This window comes from Flavobacterium fructosi, assembly GCF_042787335.1.
Taxonomy (GTDB): domain Bacteria; phylum Bacteroidota; class Bacteroidia; order Flavobacteriales; family Flavobacteriaceae; genus Flavobacterium; species Flavobacterium fructosi.
In genome coordinates, this window is record NZ_JBHZQA010000004.1 from 263,518 (window position 1) to 283,100 (window position 19,583).

At 34.0% G+C, this 19,583-nt stretch carries 15 protein-coding genes; 9 read left to right on the forward strand and 6 right to left on the reverse strand.

The window, feature by feature from the left end; all coding sequences use genetic code 11:
- Window positions 1-58 precede the first annotated feature (58 nt).
- Both ACFX5D_RS08985 and ACFX5D_RS08990 read left to right on the forward strand, forming a co-directional pair.
- Window positions 59-874 carry a UDP-2,3-diacylglucosamine diphosphatase gene (locus ACFX5D_RS08985; RefSeq protein WP_379857864.1) on the forward strand — a complete coding sequence of 272 codons (816 nt, stop codon included), beginning with the start codon at window positions 59-61 and terminating at the stop codon, window positions 872-874.
- A gap of 49 nt (window positions 875-923) precedes the next feature.
- A complete protein-coding gene (locus tag ACFX5D_RS08990) occupies window positions 924-1,916 on the forward strand; it encodes a glycosyltransferase family protein (protein WP_379857865.1) in 993 nt (330 codons plus the stop codon).
- Window positions 1,917-1,975: 59 nt separating this feature from the next.
- On the opposite strand, the gene obgE is transcribed toward ACFX5D_RS08990, so the two are convergent.
- From obgE to hpt, 4 genes are all read right to left on the reverse strand, one after another.
- Window positions 1,976-2,977, reverse strand: a complete 1,002-nt coding sequence (obgE, locus tag ACFX5D_RS08995) for a GTPase ObgE (protein ID WP_379857866.1) — start codon at window positions 2,975-2,977, stop codon at window positions 1,976-1,978.
- Window positions 2,978-3,050: 73 nt separating this feature from the next.
- Window positions 3,051-4,325 carry a hemolysin family protein gene (locus tag ACFX5D_RS09000; protein ID WP_379857867.1) on the reverse strand — a complete coding sequence of 425 codons (1,275 nt, stop codon included), beginning with the start codon at window positions 4,323-4,325 and terminating at the stop codon, window positions 3,051-3,053.
- A 215-nt stretch (window positions 4,326-4,540) separates the two neighbouring features.
- The gene (locus tag ACFX5D_RS09005; RefSeq protein WP_379857868.1) at window positions 4,541-5,113 is read right to left on the reverse strand and encodes an adenylate kinase; all 573 of its coding nucleotides are present in this window, start codon (window positions 5,111-5,113) and stop codon (window positions 4,541-4,543) included.
- Window positions 5,114-5,125: 12 nt separating this feature from the next.
- Entirely contained in the window at window positions 5,126-5,656 is a 531-nt protein-coding gene (gene hpt, locus ACFX5D_RS09010; RefSeq protein ID WP_379857869.1) for a hypoxanthine phosphoribosyltransferase, read from the reverse strand.
- A gap of 267 nt (window positions 5,657-5,923) precedes the next feature.
- Between hpt and ACFX5D_RS09015 the strand changes: the two genes are divergently transcribed.
- The 4 genes from ACFX5D_RS09015 (at window position 5,924) to purE (ending at window position 11,258) form a co-directional block, all read left to right on the forward strand.
- Window positions 5,924-7,576, forward strand: coding sequence for a DUF1800 domain-containing protein (locus ACFX5D_RS09015; RefSeq protein ID WP_379857870.1), 1,653 nt, complete (start codon window positions 5,924-5,926; stop codon window positions 7,574-7,576).
- Window positions 7,577-7,730: 154 nt separating this feature from the next.
- The gene (locus ACFX5D_RS09020; RefSeq protein WP_379857871.1) at window positions 7,731-9,374 is read left to right on the forward strand and encodes a DUF1501 domain-containing protein; all 1,644 of its coding nucleotides are present in this window, start codon (window positions 7,731-7,733) and stop codon (window positions 9,372-9,374) included.
- Window positions 9,375-9,488: 114 nt separating this feature from the next.
- Window positions 9,489-10,655: a 5-(carboxyamino)imidazole ribonucleotide synthase gene (locus ACFX5D_RS09025; RefSeq protein ID WP_379857872.1), complete on the forward strand. Its 1,167-nt coding sequence runs from the start codon at window positions 9,489-9,491 to the stop codon at window positions 10,653-10,655.
- A gap of 117 nt (window positions 10,656-10,772) precedes the next feature.
- The gene (purE, locus tag ACFX5D_RS09030; protein ID WP_379857910.1) at window positions 10,773-11,258 is read left to right on the forward strand and encodes a 5-(carboxyamino)imidazole ribonucleotide mutase; all 486 of its coding nucleotides are present in this window, start codon (window positions 10,773-10,775) and stop codon (window positions 11,256-11,258) included.
- A 124-nt stretch (window positions 11,259-11,382) separates the two neighbouring features.
- Here the strand turns inward: purE and ACFX5D_RS09035 are convergent, their stop codons facing one another.
- Complete coding sequence (locus tag ACFX5D_RS09035; RefSeq protein ID WP_379857873.1) at window positions 11,383-12,051, reverse strand: hypothetical protein; 669 nt, start codon at window positions 12,049-12,051, stop codon at window positions 11,383-11,385.
- Window positions 12,052-12,265: 214 nt separating this feature from the next.
- Between ACFX5D_RS09035 and ACFX5D_RS09040 the strand changes: the two genes are divergently transcribed.
- Both ACFX5D_RS09040 and ACFX5D_RS09045 read left to right on the forward strand, forming a co-directional pair.
- The gene (locus ACFX5D_RS09040; RefSeq protein WP_379857874.1) at window positions 12,266-14,293 is read left to right on the forward strand and encodes a M3 family metallopeptidase; all 2,028 of its coding nucleotides are present in this window, start codon (window positions 12,266-12,268) and stop codon (window positions 14,291-14,293) included.
- 70 nt (window positions 14,294-14,363) lie between these two features.
- On the forward strand, window positions 14,364-15,071 hold the full coding sequence (locus tag ACFX5D_RS09045) for a YqjF family protein (RefSeq protein ID WP_379857875.1): 708 nt from the start codon (window positions 14,364-14,366) through the stop codon (window positions 15,069-15,071).
- 436 nt (window positions 15,072-15,507) lie between these two features.
- Here the strand turns inward: ACFX5D_RS09045 and ACFX5D_RS09050 are convergent, their stop codons facing one another.
- Entirely contained in the window at window positions 15,508-16,320 is an 813-nt protein-coding gene (locus ACFX5D_RS09050) for a UbiA prenyltransferase family protein (protein WP_379857876.1), read from the reverse strand.
- Window positions 16,321-16,455: 135 nt separating this feature from the next.
- Here ACFX5D_RS09050 and gcvP point away from each other — a divergent pair, with 135 nt between their 5' ends.
- Window positions 16,456-19,305, forward strand: a complete 2,850-nt coding sequence (gcvP, locus tag ACFX5D_RS09055) for an aminomethyl-transferring glycine dehydrogenase (RefSeq protein WP_379857877.1) — start codon at window positions 16,456-16,458, stop codon at window positions 19,303-19,305.
- The last annotated feature ends 278 nt before the right edge of the window (window positions 19,306-19,583 follow it).

A 19,583-nucleotide genomic window follows, 5' to 3' on the forward strand; every position in this document is an offset into this window, starting at 1 on the left:
GATAATAATCCTGAAACGTTTTCCTAACATACAGGAATTACTTTAGTAAAAACTAATTATGAAAAGGAAACGAAAAATTCCGCTGGTGGTCATAAGTGATATACACCTTGGCACATATGGATGTCATGCCAAAGAATTACTGCAATATTTAAAATCTATTCAACCAAAAATTTTGGTTTTAAATGGAGACATCATTGATATGTGGAGTTTCACCAAAAGCTATTTCCCAGCTTCTCACATGAATGTCTTGAGACAAATTATAAAAATGTCTAATCAAGGAACCCGCGTTATATATATTACCGGTAATCACGATGAAGCCCTACGGAAATACTCTGATTTTATTTTAGGGAATTTTGAATTGGCTGATAAACTAATTCTGGATTTAGACGGAAAGAAAACCTGGATTTTCCATGGAGATGTATTTGATTCCTCTACGAAAGGCTACGCTAAAATATTAGCCAAACTAGGTGGAAAAGGATATGATTTATTGATTTTAATTAACAGTTTGATTAACTGGTTTTTAGTGCTTTTAGGAAAGGAGAAAAGAAGCTATTCAAAAATGATTAAAGATAGTGTCAAGAAAGCAGTTTCATTTGTATCCAATTTTGAAACAACCGCCGCAGAAATAGCAATTCAAAAAAAATACAGTTATGTGATTTGCGGACATATTCACAAACCTCAAATGAAGGAAGTCCAAAACGAACACGGAAAAGTTATGTATTTAAACAGTGGTGATTGGGTTGAAAACCTCACCGCCTTAGAATACAAAAAAGAAAAGTGGAGCCTCTATCAGTATAAAGCACAGCATTACAAAGACCATGATACCCTAGAGGAAAAAATAGTTCATGATATTGTTTACAAAATTCTTTCCTAAAAGCACATTCAAAAAACAACAAGCATCCTTAAAATATAAATATAAAGTAATGAAAATATTTTATGCTATTCAAGCAACAGGTAATGGACATATCAGCAGAGCGATTCAATTATACCCTTATCTACAAAAATTTGGTGAAGTTGATTTTTTTATGAGTGGCAATAATGCCAGTCTGGATGTCAACTTGCCTATAAAATTCAAAAGCAATGGTTGTAGCTTACATTACAGTAAATGCGGTGGCTTAAATTATTGGGATATTGCCAAAAATATTAAACCAAAACAAATCTATAAAGACGCAAATTCTTTGCCAATGAAAAACTATGATGTGGTCATTAATGATTTTGATTCGATTACCTCTTTGGCTTGTAAATTACAAAAAGTGCATTCGCTTCAATTTGGCCATCAAGCCAGTTTTTTATCCCCTTTGACTCCCAGACCAGAAAAAAAAAGTATTATGGGAGAAATGATTCTCAAACATTATGCGCCCTCTCCTCAATATATTGGATTGCATTTTAACAAATACGACTCCTTTATATTACCGCCAATTATCAAAGATGAAATTGTAAATGCGGTACCTAAAAACGAAGGTCACATTACCGTTTATTTGCCTTCTTTTGAAAAAGAATGTTTAGAAAAAGCATTCCATAAACTGCCTAATTATTCTTTTCATTGGTTTTTGAATGATGTGCAAATTAAACATACTATTAAAAACATAACGTATTTTCCCGTAAATCAAGATTACTTCAATAAAAGCCTCATAAATTGTGAAGGAATCATAACTGGTGGAGGATTTGAAACGCCAGCTGAGGCATTATATTTGGAAAAAAAAATACTTTCTATACCTATTCGTCAGCACTATGAACAAGAATGCAATGCAGCGGCTCTGAAAAAAATGGGTGTACCAGTCCTTTATGATGTGGGCGATGATTTTTATTTGATGATAGAAAATTGGCTTGATTCCCACATAAAATACCCGAAGATACAAGCCAATAATATCCCCGAAACCTTGCAGTTTTTATTTGATACTTATGATCCTAACTGAATTATAAAAAATAAAAGGTGCTCTTTTCAGAGCACCTTTTAGTATAAAATTATAAAGTGTTAGTCATTCAACATTTTCCATAACTTGTCTTTCAATTCTGTTAATCCTTGTTGGGCAACAGAGGAGATAAACATGTACGGAACATCTTTAAAGGCGACGTCTAATTCCACTTTTAATTCTGCTTTCAACCCATCATCGAGCATATCGCATTTTGAAATCACCAATAAACGTTCTTTATCAAGCATCTCTGGATTGTATTTCGTCAATTCATTAACTAAAATATCATATTCTGCTTTGATATCAGGAGTGTCAACGGGGACTAAAAACAACAAAGTTGAATTACGTTCAATGTGACGCAAGAAATAATGTCCTAATCCTTTTCCTTCAGCAGCACCTTCGATAATCCCAGGAATATCTGCAATCACAAAGGATTGAAAATCTCTGTACGCAACAATACCAAGATTTGGTTTTAATGTGGTAAACGGATAATCCGCAATTTTTGGTTTAGCTGAAGTCAACACCGATAATAGAGTTGATTTTCCCGCATTAGGAAAACCTACTAAACCTACATCAGCAAGTACTTTCAATTCTAAAATCACATCCATCTCAGCTCCAGGCAATCCAGGTTGTGAATATCTTGGTGTTTGATTAGTTGAACTTCTAAAATGCCAGTTTCCTAAACCGCCTTTCCCACCACGAGAAAGTATTTGTTTTTCACCATCGTCGGTGATTTCGAACAAGATTTCTCCAGTTTCTTTATCTTTTACAACAGTTCCTAATGGCACTTCGATAAATTTATCGTCCCCATCCGCACCTGTACTTCTGTCACCACTACCATCACCGCCGTTACCTGCTTTAATATGTCGCGCAAATTTGAGATGAAACAAGGTCCAAAGACCTTTGTTCCCAACTAAATAAACATGTCCACCGCGACCTCCATCTCCTCCATCTGGCCCACCTTTTTCAATAAATTTTTCTCTATGCAAATGCGTAGATCCTTTTCCTCCTTTTCCGGAAGAAACATATATTTTAACGTAATCTACAAAATTCCCTTCTGTCATCTTTTCTAATATTCAATTTTTCAACTATAATATTCAGTACTCATTTTGAGTTCTTCAATCCTATAAATTATTTTTACATTTGTAATGATTTCACCATTACTTTATCAATCTTAACGCCATCCATATCAATAACTTCTAACTGAAATTTTTGCCAAATCAATTTTTCACCCTGTTTTGGGATATGCGAGAGTTCTGTCATTATTAATCCGCTGACCGTGGTAACTTCATAATCATTTATCAATTCATCCAACTCAAAATAGGTTAAAAAATCGTGTAATGAATAATGACCATCTACTAACCAGGTTCCATCCTCTCTTTCAATTAATTGAAAATCATCCTTATAAAAATCAGAGGCATCACCTACTAAAGCTTCAAGAATATCATTCAAAGTAATTACACCTTGAAAAACACCATATTCATCAGAAACAAATGCGTAATGAATACCTGTTTTTTTGAAGTTTTCAAGAGCTCTATAAGCGGTCGTTTGCTCCATCATAAAAGGAGCTTCCGTCATTATATCTGCCAGATTGAAATTTTTATTTTCGAAATGAGCAAAAATATTTTTCAGGTTTACAACGCCTACAATATCATCATAGTTATCCCCATATACAGGATAAATAGAATGCAATTCTTTAAGCATAAAATCTTTAACTTGTTCCTTATTCGAATGTAATGGCAAAAACATTACTGATTTTCTATGGGTCATTAAAGAATTTATTTTTCTATCCCCAATATGAAAAACACGTTCCACTATATCTTGTTCTATTTCCTGTACTTCTCCCCCTTCCGTACCTTCCTTGATAATCGCTTTTATTTCTTCCTCGGTTACTTTACCATCAGCAGTGGGTTTTATTTGTAAAATATTCAATAAGAAATCCGTTGAATGAGTTAACAACCAAATAAATGGCGCGGTAACAATCGAAACAATTTTCATGGGTAATGCCACAGCTTTAGCAATGGATTCGGGGTGATTTAATCCAATTCTTTTAGGCAGTAATTCTCCCAATACTAAGGAGAAAAAAGTCAGAATCACAACGACTAAACCTACAGAAACAGAATGTGCATATGGTTTCATCATTTCAAACCCTATTATAAATGCTTCAACATCCTTAGTTATTTTATCACCACTGTAAATACCGGTAAGAATTCCGATCAGAGTAATTCCTATTTGTACTGTTGACAAAAATTTATTAGGCGAATTTGCTAAATCTAATGCAACTTTAGCGCTTTTATTTCCTTTTTTTGCTGCTGTCTCTAATCTATTCTTTCGTGCTGAAATCAATGCAATTTCAGACATAGAGAAAACGCCATTTAACAGTATTAGAAAAAATATTATTACTATTTCCAATTTTTTAGTTGATTCGTTTATGTATCAAAATTTATTTTTTCACTCTTTGCTTTCATTAATCGACAACTTGGATTTTAGCCCAGATGGCAATGAAAAGCCCACAGATAAAAGTCGTTTTTTCTTGCCATAAAAGAGCTAACATAGGAAGCTCCTTATATGACTTAGAAAAATATTTTTTTTGAGCGAGGACTTGTAATGTACAGCTGGAACTGCTCCTATAAATTATCAATCACTTTACTTACTCTTTCTGTAATTTCAGCAATTGAACCTATTCCGCTTACGGAATGAAATTTGCCTTGCCCCTGGTAATATTCCATTAAAGGAGCCGTTTTCTCATTGTATTCCTGATAGCGATTTCTGATTTTTTCTTCATCTTGATCGTCTATTCTACCGCTTGTTTTTCCTCTTTCCAATAATCTTTGGATTAAGATTTCATCATCCGCTTCGAGTGCAATTGTTGCAGCAACTTTGGATCCAATTGTAGCTAGAAAAGCATCTAAAGCTTCAGCCTGCGAAATTGTTCTCGGATACCCGTCAAACAAAATTCCGTTTGTTTCCGGATGTTTGTTTACCTCATCGATAAGCATTTTAGTAGTCAGTTCATCCGGTACTAAATCACCCGCATCCATATAAACTCTTGCTTGTTTGCCAAGTTCCGTATCGTTTTTTAAATTATAGCGAAATACATCTCCAGTGGATATGTGTGTTAATTTGTATTTTTTTTTCAAAAACTCGGCTTGAGTTCCTTTACCAGCTCCTGGTTTTCCAAATAAAACAATGTTAGTCATGTTGTTGTGTAGTTATTCTTTCAATTTATATACTTCCGGTAAATTTCTTCCTAAACCATCATAATCCAATCCGAATCCTACGATAAATTTATTTGGAATTCTGATTCCAACATAATCTATTTTGATGTCTTTTGTGTATGCTTCTGGTTTAAAGAAAAGAGTGGCTATTTTAAAATGCTTAACATTTTGTTTTTTGAATAATGCCTTCAGTTCTACCAAAGTATTACCGGTATCGACAATATCCTCTATTATTATAACTGTACGGCCCGTTAAATCTTGATTCAACCCAATTAATTGCTTAACCTCTTCTGTTGAAGAAGTCCCTTCATAAGAAGCCATTTTTATAAAAGATACTTCGCAAGGTTTTTTATAAAGTTTCATAAAATCAGAAACGACCATAAAAGCACCGTTCAAAACACCTACAAATACGGGTGTTTCATCAGCAAAATCATCTTCGATTTGTGCAACCATTTTAGCAATGGCAAAATCAATTTCTTTAGCGGAAATAAACGGAACAAATTGTTTATCGTTAAGTTGTATCATTATTTTCGTGTTTAAAATAATGTACAAAGATACAGAATTCGAATTTGACAATTGATAAATGGACATTATTTTGTATGTGTTCTATCGAATGCGCTAATTATCCTAATAACACAATTATAAAACTTAGATTAAAAATCTTAAAAAAAATATATACTTTTCTAAAAAACAAACAGTTAAACGAGTATTGTAATCTGTTAATCGAAAAAATATTGTATCAAATTTATTTATAGCTAAATTTAAGTAGAGGATAATGAAAATCGTACAATTATGGCTTCACTAAATCCAAATACTACAGTTTTAGGTGTAAAAAACGCTAAGCACTTGTTGCGAAGAGCCACATTTGTGTACACCAAGGCTTTGATAGACCAATACGCTAAATTAAATTCAAACCAAGCTTTAGATTTATTATTGATTGATAATCCACCCCTACTGAGTCTTCCTTATGACCCTACACCAACATCTGCACCAGACGGTTTTTGGACAGAATCTACAAATTTAGCAACCTCCTTTGCTAATCAAGGTGGAAAAGCAACGATAGTAACCGGCTGGTGGTGGTACAATGCTATTAATACTCCCACACTTAAATTCAAACTTTCTCATTTTCTTTCCACTCGATTTACCGTTATAAAAAATACGGATGTATTTGGATCTTCAACCGAATTTTATGACTACATACGTTTGCTTTTATTTTATTCTTATGGGAATTACAAAAAGTTAGCAAAAAAAATGACACTTAATAATTCGATGCTTTGCTTTTTGAACAACTCTTCAAATGTAAAAGGCTCTCCGAATGAAAATTACGCACGTGAGTTTCTAGAATTATTTACCATTGGCAAAGGAGTTCAAATTGCACCTGGAAATTACACAAACTATACAGAATCTGATATTGTGCAGGCCGCAAGAGTATTAACTGGATTTAAAAGAAAATATGACCGAACCCTAATTGACACTGAAACCGGAATCCCAAGAGGCTACAATCAATACTCCGATCACAACACCAGTTCTAAATCCTTTAGTGGCGCATTTAACAGCAAAATAATCAATTCAGCGACTGACGCTGCCTCGATGGATACAGAATTAGACAATTACATTGAAATGGTTTTCAACCAACCGGCAACAGCCAAAAATATTTGTAGAAAGATATATACCTACTTTGTAAAAAGCAACATCTCCCTCGAGGTTGAAAATGACATTATAAATCCTTTGGCACAAAATCTTTATGACAATGGCTATGAAATTGTTCCGATTATTAGAAAATTATTAGAAAGCCAACATTTTTATGATTTAGATGACAGTAAGTCAACTGATGAGACTATTGGAGGAATAATAAAATCTCCCATTCAGCAATTATCCGAATTATGCACTTATTTACAAGCCGTCCTACCAAATCCTTCAACTAAACCTTTAGAATTTTACGGTCCTTTTTGGAATGATTTTGTTTATAATACATTTCTAACAAAATCCAACATGGGATTATTTAATCCTGAAAACGTAGCTGGACATGCTGCCTATTATCAGGCTCCTGATTATGATAAAATTTGGATTTCGTCCTCTACTTTAATAGCAAAATACAGATTAGGAGAATCATTACTTGATGGAACAAACAGGATTACAGGTAATAATAATATTGTTGCAAAAATAAACATTTCAGACGTATTAAAAAAAACTGGAATTGTATCAAACCCTTCAGACCCTATTGCAGTAACTACTGAGTTATGCAATGCCCTTTTTGCTCAGGAAGCCAATACTGATCGTATTAACTATTTTATGAATTCTTTTCTCCTTCAGGGCCTCAATAATTATTCCTGGACTGAAGCCTGGAATACTTTTATCAGTACCAATAGCAGCACAGTTGTAGAATCCCGATTAAAGTTATTAGTAACCAAGATATTAAGAGCTCCCGAATCTCAAATGTTCTAGTTTATTTAAAATTCCCATTTAAATCAAAATATTTTAGAGAACTTAAATCTCTATTATTTTACACTATTCAGAAAAAAATTAGCGACCAAGGTATTAAGAGACCCCGAATCTCGACTGTTTTAGTTTATTTTATTTATTAATAACAAGACATATTATGAAAAGAAGAAATTTCATTAAATTGACCTCAACAGCTAGCGCACTATCATTATTGCCTACTGAGGTTTTTGCTCTTTTTAATTCAGCAGGCATGACCACATGCCCAAACTCTAGCTCAAAAAAAATTGTCTTAATTCAATTAGCTGGGGCTAACGATGGATTAAACACCATCGTACCCATCAATCAATATGACACCTATGCTACATTGCGACCGAATATTAAACTTAATAATATTGGGATGACAAATGGTATTATTAATCTTGATTCAACTTTGGCGTTAACGGATCAAGTAGGACTACATCCTTCTCTCACGGGATTTAAATCTCTCTATGACAAAGGGTTCATGAGGGTTATTCAAGGCGTCGGTTATCCATCCCAGGACAAATCTCATTTTAAATCAACTGATTTATGGCTAACAGGAGGAGATGGCACTATGGCCAATAATAATTTTGATAGTGGATGGACAGGTCGTTTTCTTGAGAATTATTATACAGATTTTTTAAACTCCAACTTTCCTTTAGGAATTCAACTCGGCAGCAATGATAATTCACTCGGTTTTCATGGGGAAGTTGAGCACGGAATGTCTTTGAACATTAGTGGCCAGGATTTATCAGGATTTTATTCTGTAGTGAATGGTTTGGGCGGGGAACCGCCTGCAAATATACCAGATTCAGAGTATGGAGGTCTTATTCAGTACATTATCAACAATGACACTTCCGCAAATTCGTACGCTCAAACCATATCGAGTTCCTTTAATTCAGGGACTAATACTTTAACCTATCCTAATACTAGTTTATCCAATCAATTAAAAACAGTGGCACGATTTATTTCTGGCGGTCTTCAGACCAAAGTCTATTTAGTAAAAGTAGGCGGATTTGATACGCATGACATGCAGGTAGCGGCAAACAACACAGCCCATTTAGGTAATCATGCCACTCTCTTGACTCAAATATCAGAAGCCATTACAACTTTCATCACGGACTTGAACAATCAAAACATGGCAAATGATGTTGTGGCAGTTACCTTCTCAGAATTTGGCAGAAAAGCGGGAGAAAACGCAAACTTAGGCACAGATCATGGAGAAATTGCCCCAATGTTTGTTTTTGGAAGCGCCATAAATCCCGGAATCTCCGGGATTAATATCAATTTATCCGAAGCCGTACTAGCAAATAATTATCAAGTTCGTACTGTACAGCACGACAACAGAAGAGTTTTTAGTACAATTCTTCAAGATTGGTTTGGAGCAAGCAACCAAACATTAGACTTGACTTTCTATAATCGAACTACAAATACAGGCTTTACAAATAACAAAATAGCCGATTTAATAAAAACTGAATACGCAACTAATTCTTCGTGTTTTTCTGATAAATTACTTTCCGTTAATGAATTCAAAAATAGTTACGATGTTATTGTTTATCCAAATCCAACCTCGGAACTAATTACCATTAATTCACCAAATAACAATGACATTTATTCAGTTTCCATTTACGCGATAGATGGCAAATTTATTGGAAAATATAAAAATCCTTTGAGTAATCCTCAGTTTTCAATAAATGTTGAAAATCTATCAACCGGGTTTTATAATTTAAAAATTGAGACCACCAACGGTAATTTTTCAAAAAAAGTAATTGTGAGAAGATAATATTTGTAATGCTGACGTACCCACATCACTATTTTACAACTCGTATTGTTTTATTATTACTCATTTAAAAGTATCTTTGCATTATCAATTTTACAGACAAATTTCTATACAACGATGAATTATTTTTCTTCTGATTTTAAACTGGGGATTCTCGGTGGCGGACAACTGGGCAAAATGCTGTTATATGACACCCGAAAATTCGACATACAAACTTATGTACTTGATCCAAGTGATGAGGCACCTTGCAAAATAGCCTGTGACCATTTTTTCAAAGGCGACTTAATGAATTTTGAGACCGTTTACAATTTTGGAAAACTAGTTGATGTTTTGACTTTTGAAATCGAGCTGGTTAATCTCGAAGCTTTAGCAAAACTAGAAGATGAAGGATTGAAAGTTTATCCTTCTCCTAAAACACTGAAACTTATTCAAAATAAAGGGATTCAAAAAGATTTTTATATACAACATAGTATACCAACTGCAAATTACAAGCGATTTCCAAATTTAAAAAGCGTAGTTGTTGATATTCTCGATTCTAAACTAAAATTACCTTTTGTATGGAAATGTACGGAATTTGGCTATGACGGAAATGGCGTTAAAGTCATTAGACAAATCTCCGACTTAGATAATTTAGCCAATGTAGAATGCATTGCTGAAGAAATGATTCCGTTCAAAAATGAATTAGCAGTTATTGTTTGTCGCAATCCATCGGGCGATATAAAAACATATCCTGTGGTTGAAATGGAATTTCATCCGGAAGCAAACCAAGTAGAATATGTGATTTGCCCAGCCAGAATTGATGATAAAGTTTCCGAGAAAGCAAGAGCAATTGCCTTAACCGTTTCCGAAAAATTCAATCATGTAGGATTATTGGCCGTTGAAATGTTTCAAACTGAAGACGACGAAGTCATAGTTAACGAAGTCGCTCCTCGCCCCCACAATTCAGGTCATTATTCAATTGAAGCCAGCTATACTTCACAATTTGAAAACCATTTGCGCGCCATTCTTGATTTACCGCTTGGAAAAACGGATAGTAAAGTGGCTGGAATAATGGTAAATTTGGTTGGCGAAGAAGGTTTTTCAGGTAATGTCATATATGAAAATATAGAAAAAATATTAGGATGGGACGGTGTTACGCCACACATTTACGGAAAGAAACAAACGCGTCCCTTTAGAAAAATGGGACATGTTACTATAATAAATGAAAACATTAGCGAAGCCCGAAGAATTGCTGAAGATGTGAAGAATACGATTAGAGTAATCAGTGACAAATTGAATAATTAAAAGATTTAATGATTTAAAAATTGCAATAAGCTAAATAGCGTTTTAAATAATTTTTCAATCTTTAAATTTTTCACCCGAGCCGTAATGCGAACGGACGAAGTAATCTTTAAATAAAAAATAATGAAAGTAGCCGTAATAATGGGAAGCATATCTGATATGCCGGTAATGCAAGAAGCGATAGACATCTTAAAAGCATTTGACATAGAAACAGAAGTTGACATTGTTTCTGCGCACAGAACTCCCGAAAAACTATTTGATTTCAGTAAAAACGCACATCATCGCGGGATTACTGTTATTATTGCCGGTGCTGGCGGTGCAGCACATTTACCCGGAATGGTAGCTTCCTTGTCACCTCTTCCAGTAATTGGTGTTCCGGTAAAATCAAGTAATTCTATTGATGGTTGGGACAGTATTTTGTCTATTCTTCAAATGCCTGGAGGCGTTCCTGTAGCGACAGTAGCATTAAACGGAGCGAAAAATGCTGGAATTCTTGCCGCTCAAATTATTGGAAGTCACAGCAAAGCAGTACTCGACCGAATCATATTGTATAAAACAGGATTGAAAGAAGCAGTAATAATCGCTTCAGAAAGCATCCAAAAATAAAAAAAACACAAATTACACGTATTTACACAAATCTGTTCGTGTAAATACGTGTAATTTGTGTTTGAATTTTTTTGTAAATTTCTCACAACTCAAGTTAAAAATTCTCTTTTTACACTTGAATATTTTACTCTGCTTCCGCTACAACTTCTAAAAAACCCTCAAATTCTGAAGCTAAAATATCATTTCTGTTTAACCAATATTCAGATGTGACAATAGTATAATTGACATTATCCGTTGTTGATAAATCCCAAAGTATATCCTCTGCTTCTGGAAATGGAGCATCTTGAGTCATCGCCTGATCAAACAATCTCTTGATAAGAGTACTTTCAGATAATCCGTCGCTTAACAGCTTCAAGACGTCTTCCTTTGTCAACTCATTTACGTTTTCATCCTCCAAAGTAACGAAACTACATTTTATAATAGTAGCTTTAGCATTAGGGAATTTTCCATTATACGCCTTAAAAAGCAATTGATTAACGTGAAACAGTTTCGAATGCAAACCGATTTCAGGATATTCTTCACAAACTTTATCTAAAAACATGTCATTAGAAATCTGTTGAATTTGTCCTTCATTCAATTGTTCCGATAATTTATAAGTCAATACGATTACAGCTGCTTCTTTAGGTTCAAAATCAGAAATTGCCATAAACAATAACTCTTTTAAACTGGTTGTATCGCCGTCAGCATCTGGATAATCGAATTTTTCTAGTAATCTTATATAATCTTCATTGGTCCAATAGTCTTCAATTTCATCTACACTAAAGGCACTTTTTATTGTAACTTGATATTTCATATCGCACTTAATTTATTAACATTATTATAATTAAACGGCTTACTAACCCACCTTTTTTTACAATGTAGGTCTTTTTAACCACAAGACACACTGATGTTTTATAAAGTTTAACAGTTGACCAATCCTTTTAAAAACCACCTTTTTTTTTAATAAATCCCTACATTTGTATATTGAAATTATTACATTTCAATTAATGACAATTAACGACTATACAATGAAAATTCTTACTCAACATTTCAAGACTAAATACGATACCGCACCATTTTCACAAGTAAAATTGGAAGATTACAAGCCCTCTTTTATTGAAAATATTACAGCCGCAAAAGCCGAAATTGATGCAATTGTAACTAACCCAGAGTCCCCGACTTTCTTTAACACTATAGAAACTTTGGATTTTTCCGGAAATGCACTAGACCGTTTATCCAGTATATTCTTCAATTTGAACTCGGCAGAAACCTCAGACGAAATGCAGAAAATCGCTCAAGAAGTTTCACCATTGTTAACAGAATTCAGCAATGATATTACTTTGAACGCAAATTTATTCAAAAAGGTAAAATCAGTTTTTGAGCAAAGAGACAGTTTGACTTTAACGCCTGAACAAGCTACATTATTAGATAAAAAATTTAAAAATTTCTCTAGAAACGGAGCTTTACTTTCTGAAGATAAAAAAATACACTTACGCGAAATTGATACTGAATTAGCCAAACTGAAACTGACTTACGGTGAAAATGTTCTGGCCGAAACCAATAATTATGAATTAATTATTGTAGACGAAGCCGATTTAAAAGGATTACCAGAAGGAACGACAGAAGCTGCTAAATCATTGGCTAAATCTAAGAATATAGAAGGTTGGATTTTTACGTTGGATTTTCCAAGTTACATACCTTTTGTAACTTATGCTGATAATAGAGAACTGCGAAAAGAAATTGCCATTGCAGCAGGAAAAAAAGCATTCAAGAACAATAAATTCGACAATCAGGAAAATGTGTTAAAAATTGCCAAATTGCGTCATGAAAGAGCTAATTTACTCGGCTACGAGACTCATTCTCATTTTGTTTTGGAAGAAAGAATGGCACAAAATCCAGAGAAAGTAAAATCCTTTTTGGATGATTTATTAATTAAAGCAAAACCTGCAGCCGAAAGAGAATTTGCTGAACTTACTGCTTTCGCAAAAGAACTTGACGGTATTGACCATATAGAAAAATGGGACGGCGCTTATTATTCTGAAAAATTGAAACAAAAATTATTCAATTTAGACGATGAAAAACTAAAGCCGTATTTTCAATTAGAAAAAGTTTTGAATGGAGCATTTACAGTTGCTCAGAAATTATACGGCATAACGTTTACTGAAATTTTCGACATCGATAAATACCATGACGAAGTTACGACTTACGAAGTAAAAGATGAAAACAATCAATTAGTTGCTATTTTCTATGCTGATTTTTTTCCAAGAAAAGGCAAACGAAATGGTGCTTGGATGACCTCTTTTAAATCACAATATATTAAAGATGGTATAAACGAAAGACCACATATTTCTAATGTTTGTAATTTTACCAAACCAACAGAAACCAAACCATCTTTATTGACATTTAATGAAGTAACGACTTTGTTTCATGAATTTGGCCACGGTTTACACGGCATGTTAGCCAATACAACTTATCCTAGTTTATCAGGAACTTCAGTGTATTGGGATTTTGTAGAATTGCCAAGCCAGATTATGGAAAATTGGTGTTATGAACCAGAAGCCTTAGCTTTATTTGCCAATCATTATCAAACGGGAGAAATTATTCCGCAGGAATATGTGGAGAAAATCAAAGAAAGCGCCAGTTTCCAAGAAGGGATGGCAACCTTGCGTCAAATCAGTTTTGGATTATTGGATATGGCTTTTCATAGTAACAATCCAAACGGAATTACGGATGTAAAAGCTTTTGAAAAAGCAGTTTTCGAAAATACTACTTTATATCCTGATGTGGCCGAAAATTGCATGAGCGTTTCATTTTCACACATTTTTCAAGGTGGATATTCTTCTGGATATTACAGTTATAAATGGGCTGAAGTTCTAGATGCTGATGCTTTTGCTTATTTTCAGGAAAAAGGAATTTTCAATAAAGAGGTGGCGACAAAATTTAAAGAAAATGTACTTTCAAAAGGTGGAACTGAACAGCCTATGCTATTATACAAACGCTTTAGAGGGCAAGAACCTTCCCCAGACGCTTTGTTAAAGAGAGCAGGATTAATTTAAATAACAACTATTTAGAACCCGAAGTTTACTTACTTCGGGTTTTCTTTTTACTACCTAATTCAATCAAATTATGAGTTTCTTAAAAGCCGAATGGAATAATTTAGCGATGATTAATTATGAAGTTAATCCTGAAATATTACAAAAATACGTTCCACAAGGAACCGAAATAGATTTGTTCAACGGCAAATGTTATGTGAGCTTTATTGGTTTTTTATTCGAAAATGTTCGAGTTTTAGGAATGAAAATTCCTTTTCATTCTGATTTTGAAGAAGTAAATCTTAGGTTTTATGTGAGACGCTTTGAGAATGGATTTTGGAAAAGAGGCGCGGTTTTTATCAGCGAAATTGTTCCAAAATATGCTATATCATTTGTAGCAAATACATTCTACAATGAGCATTATCAAACTTTACCCATGAAACGTCTTTTAAAAGTGAATGAAAACTCACGGGAATTTATATATCAGTGGAAAGTAAAAGGCAATTGGAACACCATCCATGTAGAAACCAATAAAAATCCCATTGCGATTGAGGTAGACTCTGAAGCAGAGTTTATAACTGAGCATTACTTTGGTTACACCAAAATCAACGAAAATGAAACTTTTGAATACCAAGTTACCCATCCGAGATGGAAGCAACTTGAAGTCATCAACAATAAATCTGAAATAGATTTTGAGACTGTTTACGGACCGGAATTTGCGTTCATTAAAGAATTAAAACCAACATCAGTCTTTCTGGCTATTGGCTCGAAGATCACCATTGAAGACAAAAGAAAAATCTAATTTTAATGACTGTAATAAAAATTATCACAAGAATAAACGCGCCACGTCAATGTGTTTTTGACTTATCACGAAACAACAATTGACGGAATAACCTCCGGATTGATTTTAATGAGACCGTCACTTGGCGAGTCAAACATTTTGGCGTTTATTTAAAACATAAAAGCAGAATAACGGCGATGAATCTGTATGACTATTTTGTTGACGAAAGGGAAGAAGGACATTTTAAATCTTTTCGACATGAACATTTTTTCACAGAAAAAAATGGGCTGACAGTCATGAAAGACAAATTATATTACGAAGTCCCTTTTGGGGTATTTGGAAAAGTATTTGATTATTTATTTTTAAAAAATCAAATGTTTAATTTTCTTATTGAGAAATAAAACATTGAGAATTTTATTAGAAAAGAAGTAATACCATTTTTTTTAAAATACTATTTTTAGAAACTAATAAGTAATAACCACCAAATAATAGGCACACTTTCCACCCAAAAAGAAGTGTAATATTTAGAACGTTTTTCATTGGCGAAAAGCAGAAATAAGGAAATTAAAGCAACTAAAATCAAATTGATGATTAGCTGTTTTTCATCGAAATTACTTTTTAAAAATTCAAGAAAATAAAACGGAATCAAGAGTAATATCCCCAATAATTTAGTTCGCTTGATTCCTATTTGTTGTGGAACAGTTTTCAAATGAGGATCATCATTTGCTAAATCAATAATTTCGAATATCAAAACCAAGACAAAAATTAAGAGGAATCGCTGGATGCATTTTAAATAAAAATCGGAAGTAATAGCAATTTCTGCATTCAAAATAGGCAATCCTAAAGTCACTCCAACCCAACACAAAGCCACTATATAAATTTTTACGCCTGCCCAGTTTCTGGCATTCTTTCTATTAGGAAAAAACGGAAGCGTATACAACAAAGTGATACTCAAAAAAGCAACCGCAACAATTTGAGTAATCCGATGCAATTGAAAAAAATAATAGCCAACCAGCAGAAAAGAACAAAAACTAAATAATGCAATTATTTTTAATTCCATTCGCATTTGCAGTTTTTTGGCTCTGGCCAAAGCATCATATTTTACAAAATTATATCCTACAATTGTTCCGAAAAAAACAAAATTAGCGATTGCTTCGTCAAAAGAAATGTGGAACATATGTTGCGTCATCCTAACCAAGAAATAACAGGATAAAGCAACGTGTATGCTACTATCTATGTAAAAATTAAATATTTGTTTAAAAATCTTCATTAAACAAAATTAGTCAATTGTGAACAAATACATCATTTAGTTGAAAAATTGACAAAATAGGCGCCACAAAACACCTTTTAAATTATTAATAATACTTAATTTTGCACCACTAAAAAACAACACCTATATTTTTGTATGAAAACAGATGCTTTTGCTTTAAGACACATAGGCCCAAGAGAAAACGACCTACAACATATGTTGAAAACAATTGGCGCGGAAACGCTGGATCAATTGATTTTCGAAACTATTCCAAGTGACATTCGCTTGAAATCAGACTTAGATTTAGAACCTGCAATGACTGAATATGAATTTGCAAATCATATTCAAAAACTAGGAAATAAAAACAAAATGTTCCAATCTTATATTGGTTTGGGATACAATCAAGCAATTATTCCTGCGGTTATTCAAAGAAATGTTTTTGAAAACCCGGGATGGTATACTGCTTACACACCTTATCAAGCTGAAATTGCTCAAGGTCGTCTGGAAGCGATTTTGAATTTCCAAACTATGGTTATCGAATTAACGGGAATGGAAATTGCCAATGCTTCTTTGTTAGACGAAGGAACTGCTGCTGCGGAAGCAATGGCATTATTATTCGACGTAAGATCTCGTGATCAAAAGAAAGCTAATGTTTGTAAATTCTTTGTTTCAGAAGAAATTTTACCACAAACCTTATCGGTTTTACAAACCCGTTCCACTCCCATTGGTGTTGAATTAATAATTGGAAACCATGAAGAGTTCGACTTTTCAACTGAATTTTTCGGAGCAATCCTTCAATATCCAGGAAAATTTGGGCAAGTTCATGATTATGCTTGTTTTATAGCTAAAGCGACAGAAAATGAAATAAAGGTAGCTGTTGCTGCTGATATTTTAAGTTTGGTAAAACTGACTCCTCCTGGAGAAATGGGCGCTGCAGTAGTTCTTGGAACTACACAACGTTTTGGAATTCCGTTAGGTTATGGTGGACCGCACGCGGCATATTTTGCTACGAAAGATGAGTACAAAAGAAGCATGCCGGGAAGAATCATCGGAGTAACCGTTGATACAAATGGAAACCGTGCATTGCGTATGGCATTGCAAACTCGTGAACAACATATCAAACGTGACAAAGCGACTTCAAATATTTGTACTGCGCAAGTTTTATTGTCAGTTATGGCTGGAATGTATGCGGTTTATCATGGTCCAAAAGGATTGCAATATATCGCTGACAAGGTTCATGCATCTGCTGCAACTTTGGCAAACGCATTAGAAAAATTAGGTTTACAACAAATCAATACTGCTTTCTTTGACACCATAGTTATCAAGGCTGATGCCAAAAAAGTAAAAGAGATTGCTGAACAAAACGAAATTAACTTTTATTATATTGATAAAAATACCGTTTCTATTTCTTTGAATGAAACGACAAGTATTGCTGATTTAAATAAAATTGTTTCCGTTTTTGCTACCGCAAAAGCGACTCAAGCAACAACAATTAAAAGTTTATCGGAAACCAATCATTTTCCAGAAAACACAAACAGAACATCCACTTTCTTACAACATGATGTTTTCAACAAATACCATTCGGAAACCGCTTTGATGCGTTACATCAAAATGTTAGAACGAAAAGATTTGGCTTTGAATCACTCTATGATTTCGCTGGGATCTTGTACTATGAAATTGAATGCTGCATCAGAAATGTTGCCATTAAGTAATGCGCAATGGAATAATATTCACCCATTTGCGCCGCTTGATCAAGCACAAGGATACCAAGAAATGTTGGCTAAACTGGAACAACAATTAAATGTTATTACAGGTTTTGCAGGAACAACGTTACAACCTAACTCCGGTGCGCAAGGCGAGTATGCCGGATTAATGGTAATTCGCGCGTACCACCAGTCAAGAGGAGATCACCATAGAAACATTGCTTTAATTCCATCATCGGCTCACGGAACAAATCCGGCTTCAGCTGCTATGGCAGGAATGAAAGTTATTGTTACCAAAACATTAGAAAATGGAAACATTGATGTAGAAGATTTACGTGAAAAAGCAATTTTACACGCAGATAATCTTTCTTGTTTAATGGTAACGTATCCATCGACTCACGGTGTTTTTGAAAGTGCTATTAAAGAAATCACCCAATTGATTCACGATAACGGTGGACAAGTTTACATGGATGGTGCCAATATGAATGCACAAGTAGGATTAACAAATCCTGCAACCATCGGTGCTGACGTTTGCCACTTAAACTTACACAAAACATTCGCTATTCCTCACGGTGGTGGTGGACCAGGAGTTGGACCGATATGTGTTGCTCCACAACTAGTACCATTTTTGCCAACCAATCCTGTAATTGCAACTGGCGGTGACAATGCCATCACAGCTATTTCGGCGGCACCTTGGGGTTCTGCTTTAGTTTGTTTGATTTCTTACGGTTACATCTGTATGTTAGGTGCTGAAGGTTTAAAACAATCTACCGAATATGCAATCTTAAATGCAAACTACATCAAAGAAAAATTAAACGGTCATTACGACACTTTGTATTCGGGAGAAATGGGTCGTGCGGCACACGAGATGATTTTAGAATGTCGTCCTTTCAAACAAAAAGGAATTGAAGTGACAGATATCGCAAAACGTTTGATGGATTATGGCTTCCACGCTCCTACTGTTTCTTTCCCCGTTGCAGGAACTTTAATGATTGAACCGACAGAAAGTGAAAACTTAGAAGAACTAGACCGTTTTTGTGATGCAATGATTTCAATTCGTAAAGAAATTGAAGCCAGTACTGCTGATGATAGCAATAACGTTTTGAAAAATTCTCCTCATACTTTAGCAATGCTTACCACTGATGTTTGGAATTTCCCTTACACTAGAGAACAAGCCGCGTTCCCGTTAGACTATATTGCTGAAAATAAATTTTGGCCAACTGTTCGTCGTGCTGACGATGCTTATGGAGACAGAAACTTAGTTTGTTCTTGTGCTCCAATTGAAGCCTACATGGAAAACTAATTTTAAAATTAACTCAAAAGAAATGTCTCGAGAAATCGGGACATTTTTTTTGCATTTAAAAAAATATCCAAACTTTAAAAAAAGGTTTAACTCATTTTCATAAAAATATCCATTTTATAAATCGCAACAATTAAGAAATAAATATCGCATCTTTTTTTGCAATTCCTAATAAAATAATTAATATTTTTGCCAATAAATTACTATTTCATAATTATATGCACGCATAGTAAATATTGTGAGTGTAATTGTTTTTTTATGTTTAAATTAGCATGAATTTT